This is a genomic window from Cytophagaceae bacterium, assembly GCA_016722655.1.
Taxonomy (GTDB): Bacteria; Bacteroidota; Bacteroidia; order Cytophagales; family Spirosomataceae; genus Leadbetterella.
In genome coordinates this window covers 1,098,576-1,111,994 of the sequence record JADKIR010000005.1, presented here as the reverse complement: position 1 = coordinate 1,111,994, position 13,419 = coordinate 1,098,576, and the positions used below count along the sequence as shown (strand labels likewise).

General features: G+C 32.1%; 10 protein-coding genes and 2 pseudogenes. 3 read left to right on the top strand and 9 right to left on the bottom strand.

Annotated elements, in window-relative coordinates; genetic code table 11:
- Positions 1–5: 5 nt before the first annotated feature.
- Complete coding sequence (locus IPP61_20655) at positions 6–326, bottom strand: hypothetical protein (GenBank protein MBL0327534.1); 321 nt, start codon at positions 324–326, stop codon at positions 6–8.
- Complete coding sequence (locus IPP61_20650) at positions 323–601, bottom strand: transposase (GenBank protein ID MBL0327533.1); 279 nt, start codon at positions 599–601, stop codon at positions 323–325. The genes IPP61_20655 and IPP61_20650 overlap by 4 nt, the downstream gene beginning before the upstream one ends.
- A 166-nt stretch (positions 602–767) precedes the next feature.
- Here IPP61_20650 and IPP61_20645 point away from each other — a divergent pair, with 166 nt between their 5' ends.
- A complete protein-coding gene (locus IPP61_20645) occupies positions 768–1,193 on the top strand; it encodes an EamA family transporter (protein ID MBL0327532.1) in 426 nt (141 codons plus the stop codon).
- 119 nt (positions 1,194–1,312) lie between these two features.
- On the opposite strand, the gene IPP61_20640 is transcribed toward IPP61_20645, so the two are convergent.
- From IPP61_20640 to IPP61_20620, 5 genes are all read right to left on the bottom strand, one after another.
- Positions 1,313–2,131: a sterol desaturase family protein gene (locus tag IPP61_20640; GenBank protein MBL0327531.1), complete on the bottom strand. Its 819-nt coding sequence runs from the start codon at positions 2,129–2,131 to the stop codon at positions 1,313–1,315.
- Positions 2,132–2,141: 10 nt separating this feature from the next.
- On the bottom strand, positions 2,142–3,038 hold the full coding sequence (locus IPP61_20635) for a DUF4249 domain-containing protein (protein MBL0327530.1): 897 nt from the start codon (positions 3,036–3,038) through the stop codon (positions 2,142–2,144).
- A 4-nt stretch (positions 3,039–3,042) separates the two neighbouring features.
- Positions 3,043–5,331 (bottom strand): TonB-dependent receptor, encoded by a 2,289-nt coding sequence (locus IPP61_20630; protein ID MBL0327529.1) that lies wholly within the window; start codon positions 5,329–5,331, stop codon positions 3,043–3,045.
- A 17-nt stretch (positions 5,332–5,348) separates the two neighbouring features.
- A complete protein-coding gene (locus IPP61_20625; protein ID MBL0327528.1) occupies positions 5,349–5,996 on the bottom strand; it encodes a hypothetical protein in 648 nt (215 codons plus the stop codon).
- Between the two features lie 576 nt (positions 5,997–6,572).
- Positions 6,573–7,775: a hypothetical protein gene (locus IPP61_20620; protein ID MBL0327527.1), complete on the bottom strand. Its 1,203-nt coding sequence runs from the start codon at positions 7,773–7,775 to the stop codon at positions 6,573–6,575.
- A gap of 274 nt (positions 7,776–8,049) precedes the next feature.
- Here IPP61_20620 and IPP61_20615 point away from each other — a divergent pair.
- Together IPP61_20615 and IPP61_20610 are read left to right on the top strand one after the other, a co-directional pair.
- A pseudogene (locus IPP61_20615) lies at positions 8,050–8,726 on the top strand (response regulator transcription factor).
- Complete coding sequence (locus IPP61_20610) at positions 8,723–9,976, top strand: HAMP domain-containing histidine kinase (GenBank protein MBL0327526.1); 1,254 nt, start codon at positions 8,723–8,725, stop codon at positions 9,974–9,976. Before IPP61_20615 ends, IPP61_20610 begins: the two are co-directional and overlap by 4 nt.
- A 172-nt stretch (positions 9,977–10,148) precedes the next feature.
- Here the strand turns inward: IPP61_20610 and IPP61_20605 are convergent, their stop codons facing one another.
- Together IPP61_20605 and IPP61_20600 are read right to left on the bottom strand one after the other, a co-directional pair.
- A complete protein-coding gene (locus tag IPP61_20605) occupies positions 10,149–10,859 on the bottom strand; it encodes a phosphatase PAP2 family protein (GenBank protein ID MBL0327525.1) in 711 nt (236 codons plus the stop codon).
- A gap of 106 nt (positions 10,860–10,965) precedes the next feature.
- Positions 10,966–13,385: pseudogene (locus tag IPP61_20600) on the bottom strand (TonB-dependent receptor).
- Between the last annotated feature and the right edge of the window lie 34 nt (positions 13,386–13,419).

Here is a 13,419-nt window from a genome sequence, read left to right as displayed (position 1 = left end):
TAGCTTCAGGATTCGTCTTCGACGTATGCAGACCGGGCAATACGGACCTTAAATCCATTTTTATATAGCCTTTCTACCCTTTTTTTATTAAGAATCCATGTCGGACATGCCCTTTTTACAAATTCGTACATCCTGGGAAAGCCATAAAATGGAGTTTTTTGGTATTGCTCGTCCATTAACTTTATAATATGTAAGTTTACCAAACTCTCAGTTTGTGGCTTGTAATAATACTTTGTTCGAGATATACAAAGTAGCTCACATTGCCTTCGAATACTGAGATTTTCTTGTAAGGAAAACATTTTATGCTTTTCGTCTCTAGGTATCATGACAACTTTTTTTTTAAGAAATCGACTTCCATTTGAAGCTGACCTATTTTAATATAAAGTTCTTTTTTCTCATGGTCTTCCTGAGGCACCTTCTCCAGTTTTGATTCCAATACTTTGAGGGCTTTACTCAAAAAATCTTGCTTCCAAAGTGAAATTTGATTTGAATGAAGTTTATACTTTTGACTCAATTCAGACAAGGTCTGTTTCTCGCTAAGAGCATCTAAAATCACTTTTAATTTGAAATCAGGTGTAAATTTTCGCTTGACATTTCTCATACAGCAATTTAAGTTTTTTCAACTTAATCACTGGTATTAAATATCGGGGTAACTATAGTTAAAACTCAAATCCAAATTACCTCTCTAATATACCTTAATTAAAAATTAATTCATTTTACTCCATATAAGTTGCGAATGGCCCTATTTTTACAAAAATAAAGAAAATATGGAAAAATGGACAATCTATGCTATCGTTTCTATGATTTTTGCTGGTCTAACTTCAGTAATTGCAAAATTCGGAATGAAAGACTTGAGCAGTGATACAGCTCTTACTATTAGAACTTCCGTCGTTTTCGCACTAGTTTTTACGAATGCTTTTATATTTAAAAATGCCTACAGTGAAATTCAACAAGCACCAGCTAAAAACTGGATATTTTTAAGTATTTCAGGGTTGACAACAGCAGTTTCTTGGATTTTTTATTACAGGGCAATGAAATTAGGACCTGTTTCATACATCGCCAGTATCGACAAGGCCAGTATAGTGGTTACTTTAATATTATCATTTTTGATTTTGAAAGAACCCATCACGCCTAAAATATTGATTGGTGGTGGTTTAATTTTAATAGGAATGTTATTCTTAATTTGGAAATAAATAATCTTTAAATTGGTAAAAAATAAGCTATTAGATCAATTGAAATTGATTTAAATTTTATGTTTTCAGAATCGTAATTTTGAACCATTAGCCATCAAAAAAGGTCAAATAGTGCAATTTCAATTGTTTAACTTTTGCTTACCAAAAGGAAGTTTTATTAATTCTTTAAACCTTAATGTTTGGGGGTTTTCTTTAAATATTTCTACATCTAAACCAAAAATCACTTTTTCTTTTGGCAAAAACTGAAATGTTCCAAAAGCACGATCCCAAATGCTAAATAAATCACCAAAGTTACTGTCTGTATAAGGTTGCTTTTCATGATGATGTACATGATGCATGTTTGGCGTTAATATCAAATATGATAGATATTTATCGATGTTATCAGGCAGCCTCCAATTGCTATGAATAATAATTTTACTTAAAATTTGAACAAATTGATGTAAACTTATAAGCCAAACCATCGGTCCCAATAACCAAGTAATTAACATATAATGACTCAAACGAATTGTAGTTTCGACTGGATGTTCTCTTAAAGAGGTACTAACATTTAATACCTTATCTGAATGGTGAACTGCATGAAACCGCCACACGACACTGTATTTATGCATTAAAAAATGATATAACCAATAAAAAAAATCCAGAACAATAAAACTTATCATTAATTGCTGCGTGGTGGAATGCATATTAAAATAAGATAATAGGCCGAAATGATTAAGGTTTTCCCATATTAAAACTTTTACAAATACTAATCCTAAAATATTTTGAAAAACAAACCCTGGTAGGATGAACATTAAATTGGTTCTGATGTTCTTAAACTTGACTTTTTTGTCGCTTACGCCAAAAAGATACTCCAAATTTAAACATATTAAAAAAACAATCATAAAGATTAAGCCATGAGTAATCTTGTGATTTTCGTTAAAAAAGGTAGTGATATTCATATTTTTGTAATTATTCAGGAAATGTAAATTCGATTGGATCGGATATGTTTAAATGACCAAATACACCTATACATCCTTTAATTTGGCTTTTTAAGAAAACTGGCTCAACGAAAGGATTACTGGTGGCCAATTTTTGCCGATCTAGAGCATCAAAGAAAATAGCAGAATTACTATCCATTGTTTGAAGATATACTTTGCCCACCTGCCCTTTCTTGTGTGTATAGGCTGGTTCTATAACAAAGCTCATTGGCAAACCATTTTTATTTTCATCATTATAAACTGTTCTTCCAATCTCATTTACTGTAAAGGGCATCGCCCCGTTGCATTCAGATCTATAAATTTTATTGCTTGCAGTCCTCACTGTACTATCAACTTGCCTAATCATTTGAAACCGATAGTTATTGCTTTCATTTGGAATGTCTTCAAAATTCAATATTATGCCTTCGTGTTCGCCATAAACGTCGTTAAATTTTGAAGTATAATCAATACTTTTGAGAATTGGTTTTGATTGCTTAATGGTAGTTTCGGCTGAATAAGTGTTTCCATTATAAATTACTTCCAACTTATAGGTTTTATTAACTTCTGATGGAATTTTACCCAAATAATAATATGTTTCTTGACACAAAAAAGGATTTTTTTCTGATGTGGGTTGCAAAATATCAACAGCATCGCCATTTTGAATTTTAACCACTGCATTGTTTATAAATAAATCGGAACTACTAATTTTTGAACTAAAAAAGGCGACAGATTTATTTAAATATAATTTTGGTACTTGCCCCGGCACAAGCAGACATTCAATAGATAATTGATCCTTATAAGGCTTGGCCTTTAAGACCACAACTTGTTCGCAAGAAAAAATAGTCGGTATAAGAAATATGGCACTGAAAATATAAATAAGTTTTCTCATTTTCTTAGAATTTAAAATTATAACTGACACTTGGAATGGCAGGCAGTAGTGAAACTTGCTTTGCTACTGGCACCTTGGTTATGTCATCTGTACTTAAATAAACAAAATAGGGATTTCTTCGGCTGTATAAATTATATACACTAAACACCCACTCCGAATCATACATTTTATGGAAAATCTTTCTTGGTTTTTTATATATAGCACTAATATCTAGGCGATGAAAATTATTTAATCTATAATTATTTCTACCTCCATAATCAGCATAGGTGCCATTGTATAATGTACCACCATTGCCAACATCCACCCTACCTATCGGCAATGTGAAGGGACGACCAGTATTGAAAACAAAGGCAGCTGAGAGTATCCACTTTTTTGATAGATCGTAATTACCGACCAATGAAAGGTTGTGTCGGCGATCGTAAGCAAATGGAAACTCTTTTCCCATATTTAAGTCTTTAAATATTTGATTAGACCACGATAGCGTGTAGGCAAGCCAACCGTTTAACTTTCCTGCAGTTTTTTCGACAAAGAGTTCAGCCCCATAACTATTGCCTTTGCCAAAAACTAAATTATCTTCAATTACAGTGACTTGAGTAAGCAATGCACCTTCTTTGAATAGAGCTTGATTTTTCATGTCTTTGTAATACACTTCCAAGCTAGTCTTAAATGTGTTGTCTTTGAAATTTCGAAACACTCCTAAGGAAACTTGCTTTGAATTTTGTGGTGATGTGACTTTACTTGCTGGAATCCAGATGTCTGTAGGTAGCGAGGCCGTTGAATTTGGAATCAAATGCAAAAATTGATTCATAACTGTATATGACAATTTTAGGGAGGTTTCGGGGTTTAGGTTTAGTTTGGTGGACAATCGAGGTTCTAAATACTTGTAAGAAACGGTTTGGGTGTAAAAATAAGGGGCTCGTACTCCTATATTTAAACTAAAACTATTAGATATTTTTATTTCATCATTGAAGTATAAGGCCATTTCATTGGTATGTGCTTTAATTGCTAAACTGTCCACATTAAATTTTGGAATTTTACCACTCTTGGGGATTTTTAAGCCTGATGAAAATGGTGCAAAGGTATGATTACTATAATTTAGCCCAAATTTTATATTATGCCTTTGACTGGGATAATATTCAAAATCAGCCTTTGCATTTATATCTTTAATAGATGAATACAATTGAGCAACATATCCACTTTGGATAGTTGAAAGTGCCAAATGATAGGAGTTTAAAATAAAGGAACTATTAACAAAAAGTTTTTGATTGAATAAATGATTCCATCTCACTGTTGCAGTGCTATTTCCAAAGCCTATACCATAATTTAAACTGCTGGCTCCTGTATAATTCGCATTGTCGTTGCCATAAAAAGTACTTAGAAAAAGTTTGTCTTTTGGCGTAATTTGATAATTAATTTTAGCGTTTAGGTCGTAAAAAGTGTAGCCAATACCTTTTATAAATGGTTTTGCAAGCAAATCGACATAGGTACGCCTACCCGAAAAAATAAAGGAACCTTTTTCTTTTTTAAGTGGACCTTCTACCGTTAGATTAGAAGATATCAAACCTATTCCGCCTTGAACACCTAACTTTTTGTTATTACCCTCCTTCATAGTAATGTCCAATGCTGATGATAACCGACCACCATATTGAGCAGGAAAACCGCCCTTTATTAATGAGACCCTATTGAGAGCATTTGAGTTAAATGTGCTAAATAGGCCAAAAAGGTGATTGGGGTTATAAACAGTAGCCTCGTCTAACTGAACCAGATTTTGGTCTGAATTGCCGCCTCTAACATAAAATCCAGTAGTTCCTTCATTACCCGCTTGCACGCCTGGCAATAGTTGTATTATCTTCATAATGTCACGTTCGCCCAAAATTACAGGCAAAGAATTTGCAAGTTTCATTGGTACATCTATAATTCCCATTTGGGTTTTTTGAACATTATCGTCGTTTTTGGTTGTAGTTACGACTATTTCATCAAGGTCTGATGAATTTTCCATTAGATTAATATTTAATGCATGGTTCTTATTGCCAGGTATTTTTTTTATCTGAGGCTTATATCCTAAAGATGAAAATACAATCCCGAGGGTATCGGTTGACTTAAAAGAAATGGAATAAAACCCATACGTATTGGCGGTTGTTCCACTTTTTGTATTAGAGATGAAAATGCTTGCACCTATGACGGCTTCACCTGACTTGGCATCTTTGATATAACCACTTATGGTATAGCTCTGTGCTTCAGCTTTTAAGATAAATAGAATAATGCCCAAGGAAAGAAAATATTTAAAGGCCATTTTATTTGAATTGAAGGTTAATTTAGAATTGCCAAATCGTTTTTAATGGTGTACTTTTTATCCAATAAAATATTTTTGAAATTTTGGATTGTTTTAACAGGACCTTCGTCTAGGCTAAGATTTACCAGCCATGCTGGAATATTACCCCCAGGGTTTGACCTAAAAACATATTCGCCTTGAACCAAACTGCCATTAGGTTTAAAAACCCATTTTGAGGTAAACTCATCAATCCTAACATAATTTTTAAGTTTTGGAACTGCATTGGCCTCGGCATAAGAAATGGAAACCACTTCTTTATTGAGCTGATTCTGTATTACTTTAGTATGAATAGCGATATCTCTATCACTTAATGGCCATGGAAAATCAAGCTTGTTGTAGTATATCATTTCATTTTGATTGAAGCGTTTGATTGCTTTTGAAGAAACGGCTTTATAAACCCAATTTGGGTATGCATCAACATCTCGTAGGGCTTCTACTATTGTGCTTAAATTTGAATCAAAGTAGGTAATAATTTTTACCTCATTAATATTCTTGTTCGGGATTTCGCGATAGTATACCTTTATACCATCAGATTCCTTGATAAATCGCCAATTAGGCACTTGTGAATAACTTCTGAATGATGAACTAAGCAATATTAGGACTGCTATAAAATTTATTTTTGACATGTATTCTTGATTTTAATACTCACTGATTTCATTTATTGGATTACTTCCTTGAAAATTATTAAACAACTATTCCAGATTTTGATAATTATATTTCTTGTGTGAGAGTACTAAAAAACCGGCTGATTCAAGCCACTGTTTTTCTTCACAATTCATTTTCTTAATTTTTATGTATTTGAAATTTAAATTCATGCTTAATTTCGTTCAATGCAAAGAAAAATATAATATCAATTATGTACTCGAACCTCGATGTTTTCAAAATTTTGGATGAAAAAGGGTCACATTTCTCTACTAAAAATGTCAATAGTTCAGCTATTTCTTTTTCGCTCATTTTTAAATCCTCTCTTAGGTTGGTTGTATAACTTAAATGCATAGATTCAATTCCAAGGTGCCTCTCAAGATATTTTGAAATAAAAATTGGATCGAAAGTCATTTGTTAAAATCTTAAATCTTGAATTTACAAATTCTTTAAGTTTTCATGAATATTCCCAATACCCTAAACCCCTTATATATGTTGCCCTTATTGAAAAATATTTTAATTTTTGCCAAAGCTAAATACCAATTCTGTAAACATTCTGATTAATAGAGATCACCCAAACTAAAACTAAAACCCTTGGCACCTTTGCTACCAATGCCATAAGATGCCACCAAATAGACTTTTGATTTTTTATTTACTTTGATTCTTAGGCTTGCACCAGCCCCTGTGTTAATTTTTTCAAATTTGTTTGAGGTGAGTTCTGAAAATGAGCTTGAATTCAAAAAGAATGCCCCTCCAAAAAATTCATTTTTTGTTATATTAAATCGATATTCGGCCTCCATATAGATTAAATTTTTACCCCTAAAACGTCCTTCAATGAAAGGCCTAGAAATACTGTTATACTGGTCATTCATTGCGGCAGGCAGATCAAAATAGGGAATTTTTTGACCAATTGTAAACCAATTAAATGATCTTATAGCCAAGACATTTGAAGGAAAGGTTTGGTTAGAATAGTATTTTCTGAAATCGCCTAAAACCGATTCATACCTACTTGTACCATTAAATAATTTGAGATTTTGAATAAGGGAAACTGATGCAAAAGTCTCTTTACCAACAGGAAAGTTTTCGTTTTGGCGATTATCATATAATAGATTTAAAACTAATCCAGAAGAAACAGTACTTTGACTTACCTGCAGACCATCACTGTTTAAGGCATTTACTTTTCCTATACTGGAAATACGATTATGTATGTCTAAATTGTAACCTACACCTATTAAAAAATCGGGCAATACGGCTTTGGAAATTGTTTGATGGATACGGTAATAATCAAAATTATAATGATTAAAATTGGTGCTTGCTGTTTTGCTTCCTATTCCAAAATCAATACCTATGTATCTGTAGAATCTCCAATCGGTATTTATATTTATTTGGTTGTGATTGAGCCATATACTTGAAGTAACCCGAGGTACAAAATATTTTTTGAAGGTTATTTCGGGTACAAAGACAATTACTGAAACTTTTGCATCCTCTGAAGCCTTAAATGAAAAATTACCCTCTAAAACAAGAGCCAAACCTTTTAATTGACTATAACCAAAGCCAGGCACCATGGTGAGTGATTGCTTAAATACTTCTGCTGATGATGTATCTGAGGTTTGTTTTTTTAAAATCTTGTGCATTAAATCATAAGCATCAAGCAAACTATGTGCGGATGAATCTTGTGTTTGACCATAACATGATGTAATAGAAACGAAAATGAAAATCAGGGACTTGTACATATTTTGAATACTTCCAATTTTTAAATTCATTTTATCCTAATGCTTTTTTATAATGGTGGAAACTAAAATGAACATAATAATCTAAATTGGTTTGATTATGTAAGGCAATCGTTATTTTCTAATTTTTAATTAATTTGATTCCCTAATTTGCTTTCAGGGTTCACTACCATACACCGATAAAAGGTGTTTCGTGGCCTATAATAAAATATTGTTTTTTTATTCGAAAGGTATTGTCTGATTCTGTAGCAATCCTGAATTTTGAAAAATCCAAAATCAATACAGAATCTTTTTGCTACTTTGTATCATGAAAATACTCTTAATAGAAGACGAAAAGGCTTTAGCTATCAATATTCAGAAGTTTTTGATAGGCGAAGGTTATATATGTGAATGGGTTTCGAATTTGCCTGAAGCAGAGGATAAAATCGGTGTTTATGAATATGACTGTGTATTGGTAGATATAATGTTGCCCAATGGCTCAGGATTTTCAATCGTTGAACTACTCAAAAAAAACAATCACCCACTGGCATTATTATCATCTCAGCAAAAAATGCTCTTGATGATAAAATCAAAGGTCTAGACCTTGGTGCGGATGACTACTTGACCAAGCCATTTCATTTGACAGAACTCAATTCAAGAGTAAAGTCTGTTTTAAGACGAAGACAATTTGGAGGTAACAATGAAATTATTTTCGGAAAAATTAAAATACTTCCAGAGGCAAAAGAGGTGTGGGTTGATTCAAAGAGTATAATATTTACAAGGAAAGAATACGATTTGTTGATGTATTTTATAGCAAATAACAATCGGGTTTTACCCAAATCGACCATTTCAGAACATCTCTATGGCGACGAAATTGACCAATCTGACACTTTTGATTTTCTGTATTCACATATCAAAAACTTAAGAAAAAAACTAATTGAAGCATCCTGCCCCGACTACGTTCAGACGCTGTATGGTGTTGGGTATAAATTTAGTCTTACATGACACTTATAAACAAAGCCACTCGTTTATTTCTGATTGCCTGTCTAATCGCCTCTATTGCTGGTGGGGTCTTGTGTTATGTTATTTTGAAACAAATCTTGGAAGAAGAAGATACCGAGCGGTTATATATTCAAAAAACAAAATTTGAAGATTTTGTAAATATTAATGGAAAATTGCCTGAAAATGATTTACCTTTTTTAGATAGATTTTGGGTTTATCCAATAAAAACTCTTGTACCTGTCGAATTAAAAGATACCGTATTGCAAACCAATTCTCCTCAAAGAAAACTTGAACTTCGACAAATTGCATTTTGTGTAAAAACTTCTGAGGGTTATTATCAAATCAAAATCCGAAAAGCTCTTTATGAGTCAGAAGACCTTATCGAAGCCTTGCTTGCTGCCTTTGCAGGATTGATAATTTTATTGGTCGGAATGTTATTTTTTGCTAATTATCGCCTTTCTCGTAGTATTTGGAAGCCTTTTTATCAAACTTTGGATTTATTGCAGACTTTCAAAATCACTCAAAAAGAATCCATCGTTTTTGAAAAGAGCAATATTTCGGAATTTCAAACATTACAAAAAAACCTGCTTTCATTGACCGAACAAGTTAGGAGAGAATACCAAAGTCTTAAATCTTTTACCGAAAACGCCTCACATGAATTCCAAACACCTTTGGCGGTTATTGGCTCGAATTTAGAACTTTTATTACAAGATAATAACCTCACCGAAATCCAAATGCAGCAAATTGGGTCTCTGATTGAATCTTTGGGCAAACTTTCAAAGCTTAATCAAACCTTATTACTTTTGACCAAAATTGAAAACAGACAGTTTGACCTTGCTAAAAACATTAATTTATCAGAAGCGATTTTTGAAAAACTAAACCTTTTGGATGTTTGGATTCAGCACAAGAATTTGAATTTAGAAAATCATGTTTTGCCAAATATTTCAATCAAAATCAATGAATATTTATTGGATGTTTTATTGAATAATCTTATGAGTAATGCTATTAAATATAACCTGATTGGAGGCAAACTTTATGTTGAACTAAATGAGCGTAATCTTATTATAAAAAATACAGGTAACCCACTTACAATGCCAACGGAGCAACTTTTTGAACGTTTTCAAAAAGATAGTTCACAATCTGATTCGCTGGGTTTGGGCTTGGCATTGGTCAAGCAGATTTGTGATACCTACGGATTTAGGATTAGCTATATTTATGAAAACAGGTGGCATACCTTAACGATTGATTTTTAACTATTTCAGATTTTAGTCACTAATATACATTACCATTATACCAAATGCATTGGTGGTTTCAACTAGTTTATTGATGTTGTTCAGCATTTTTTTTGAGTTTGTATTATTAGGTATTGTGACTTACCTCTACGTGTCAGTTTTTTTGTAATCTTTTACTTTCATCTCAAGAATACTAATTGATAATAGCAACCACAAAATCCAAGTGAATATCCTGCAAAACATCACTTAAAAAATGAACAACCAGATACAACCTACTGAAGCCAATTAGAAATATAAATGCTATGGAAGCAATTGCCCAGAGCAATTGATACTTTTTAGTGTGCAAGATAATGATGTAAAACAGCAATCCATAAAATGCAACAGCATACATTGCATGACCACTTGGGAATGAGTATGAAGATTCGTTGTAAAAACTAAAATCAACTGGTCGAACACGGTGAAAATAAATTTTACTAAGCAATGAAGTCAAGCCTGTTCCAGCTAATGCAATCATTAAAGAGATTACATAGATAAATCTTTTTTGAAAAATAAATAAAGAAATTACAACTAAAGCAAAAGGTATTATAAACTGATACGAACCAAATTTAGAAAAATAGAAAAATGAATTCGCTAACATTGTATTTCTGTTATTGAAGAGATACTTTGCAAAAGAATTGTCAATTGCAAGCATCCATTCAGCGTTTTCTATGCTTTCTGCTATTTCATTAAAAAGTAAAAGATTAGCCACGAATACAATAGTCAGAAAGGTAAAGGGAAGACCATTAAACTTTTTTGTAAAAAGCCTATTTGAAATAAATTGATAGAAGCGAGGATACTCTGCCGCCAATAATTTTGCAATAGTAGTCTTTTGCCATTCATCAATGATTGCGGTTAATCTATTCATTGACTAAATTTGTTTTGTGTCATTTTTATTCAGTAGATACGATAAAATTTATAAGCATAAACCGTTATGAATGGCATAGTTTAGTTTTCTATTCTTAGATTTTTTATCAAAACTTATAACTATATCCAAGTCTAATTACTTGCGTTTCATAGTAGTCGTTGCTTGTATAGTTAAAACCTTGTCCAATAATTTCTTTTTTAATAATCATCGTATTTAACAAGTCGGTAGCATTAAAAAATAGTTCTCCTTTCCCTTTCTGTAATGCCTTTTTTAACCCAAGGTCTAATGAAAAGCGTGATTTTATTTTGCCTTGTGGAATAATGTCGGGGGCTAAATAAATAGCGGTTAATTGTGCATCAATGCTTTTAGCAAAATGAAAGGTATTATTCAATTTTACATTTCCAGAAAATATTTCTTGTTTATTAGCCGAAAAAGTATGAGTTACTGGATATTTATTTTCAACCGTAAAAGCATCAATTTGATTTCGATAAGCGTTTAAATTCACATTAAATGAATATAATTTAGACATTGTTTGCGATAAAACCATCTCCACACCTGTGTTATAACTTTTTTTAACATTTTGAAAAGTAGCATAAATCAATTGGCTTCCTGCGACTGTGCTTGAAATTCTCGTAATAGTTCCGTCCGCAAATCGGTGATAAAGAGCATTGTATAAACTACCCTTTTTCCAATATGTCTTGTAGCCTAATTCTATTGAATTGGTAAATTGCGGTCGCAAAGCAGGGTTTCCTACTTTAATAATTTCTGCATCGTCATATTTCGGAAAAATACGAATATCCACCTCGTTTGGTCTATCCACCCTTCGGTTGTAGAAAATAGACAATTTATTATTATCATTTATTTTATACGCCAAGCGTAAATTTGGGAATGGTTGTGTGTAATTATACCCGTCGCTTTTATAAACGATATGATTTGGATTTACATCGTATTGGATTTTTACATACTCAACTCTTAAACCTAATTCAGCCTCCCATTTTTTATTCTCAAAAATGTAGTTTCCATATACGGCAGGAATCAGCTCTTTGTACGTTGCCCAGCCACCAGCATTGACATCTAATACAGAATTTATGCCAGGAATAAATTGCATATTTGTTGGAATATTTCTATTACGAAGTTTTAGTCCTGTTTCAATTCGCCCATATTTTAATGGTTTTATGTAATCAAAATTAAAATCATAAACCTGTTCATCTGATAATAGCTTAAAGGCATCTGTCCCTGTAGAAGTTGGGAGATAGTTGTCGTAAAAATATTTTTCATCCTCTCTATGAAAAGTATAATTAAAACCGATATTTAGTAAATGCCCAGCTTCCTTAAATTTATGCTGATAGTTCGCCGTTGCCATTATGGTTGTTTTCAATTCATCTTCCAAAAACTGCCAAAGTCTTTTTCGTACTGAAAAATCAGCATTAAAAAAGGGTTGGTCGCCACGGTCAATAATTTTTTCGCTACCAAAAAGTCCTGAAATCGTGAATGAGTTTTGGTCATTTATTGCGTAGTCAATACCCGATTTTAAAGTAGTAAAATGGGTGTTTCTATTTCGTTTTAATTGAGAATTAATTATATCTCCGTTATCATAATTTCTGGTTACAAATTCATTTTTATTAAGCGTTTCGGTATATAAGTAATCTCCCTGAAAAAAAATATTGGTTTTGTTTTTTTTATAATTGAGAGATACACTTGGGTTCAACTTGGGCGTAAATGTATATTGAGGCCTAATACTTGGTAAATTTTCTTTTCGTACCCAAAGCGACCCTAAGCCAGTTGTAAAGCCAACTTTTCCATTAAACCCTTCTTTTTTATTTTGTTTGTAAATAATGTTGATGATACCTGCATTGCCATTTGCATCATATTTGGCAGAAGGATTATTAATAATTTCAATTTTTTCAATCGCAGAAGCAGGAATATTATCTAACCCAGTCTGGCTTCCAAAACCTGTTAATGCCGTTTGTTTCCCATCAATTAGCACAGTTACTTTGTCGTTTCCACGCAATTGTACTTTTCCATCATGAACGGTAACGCTTGGTAAATTTTGCATTGCCTGTAAAACCGAACCACCACTTTGGCTAATATTATCTTTTAAGGAAAATGTTTTTTTATCCATTTTCTCACTTATTTCTTCAGTTTTACCAATTACAACTACTTCATTTAATTGCTTTGTATTTTCATCCAATTCTACGGTTTTTACATCTAAAAATTCAGTAAGATTACCAACAAATAAAGGTTGTTTCTTAGTTGTATAACCCAAATAAGTAAATTCTAAATAGTAACTTCCTGATTTTATTTTTGACAAGGAAAATCGTCCATCTTCGTTAGTAGCAGTTCCACTTACAAAAATGCTATCTTTCTCAGTTTTCAAAATTACATTTACAAAAGGCAAAGCAATTTTAGCATTTTATCTTTTACAATTCCAGAAACTGTAACTAAAGTCTGTGCATTCGCCATCGAAAAGATTAGCAACTGCAAAATTATTGTGAATAATATTTTTGTTTTCAGTAATGATTTCATCAGTTTTTCTTTATTAATTTTATAAAGGTTTTTC

Bases quoted from the DNA above. Each gene is read 5' to 3' on its own strand.
- IPP61_20655 (MBL0327534.1), bottom strand. From the start codon at position 326: ATGATACCTAGAGACGAAAAGCATAAAATGTTTTCCTTACAAGAAAAT.
- IPP61_20650 (MBL0327533.1), bottom strand. From the start codon at position 601: ATGAGAAATGTCAAGCGAAAATTTACACCTGATTTCAAATTAAAAGTG.
- IPP61_20625 (MBL0327528.1), bottom strand. From the start codon at position 5,996: ATGTCAAAAATAAATTTTATAGCAGTCCTAATATTGCTTAGTTCATCA.
- IPP61_20610 (MBL0327526.1), top strand. From the start codon at position 8,723: ATGACACTTATAAACAAAGCCACTCGTTTATTTCTGATTGCCTGTCTA.
- IPP61_20640 (MBL0327531.1), bottom strand. From the start codon at position 2,131: ATGAATATCACTACCTTTTTTAACGAAAATCACAAGATTACTCATGGC.
- IPP61_20630 (MBL0327529.1), bottom strand. From the start codon at position 5,331: ATGGCCTTTAAATATTTTCTTTCCTTGGGCATTATTCTATTTATCTTA.
- IPP61_20620 (MBL0327527.1), bottom strand. From the start codon at position 7,775: ATGAATTTAAAAATTGGAAGTATTCAAAATATGTACAAGTCCCTGATT.
- IPP61_20605 (MBL0327525.1), bottom strand. From the start codon at position 10,859: ATGAATAGATTAACCGCAATCATTGATGAATGGCAAAAGACTACTATT.
- IPP61_20635 (MBL0327530.1), bottom strand. From the start codon at position 3,038: ATGAGAAAACTTATTTATATTTTCAGTGCCATATTTCTTATACCGACT.
- IPP61_20645 (MBL0327532.1), top strand. From the start codon at position 768: ATGGAAAAATGGACAATCTATGCTATCGTTTCTATGATTTTTGCTGGT.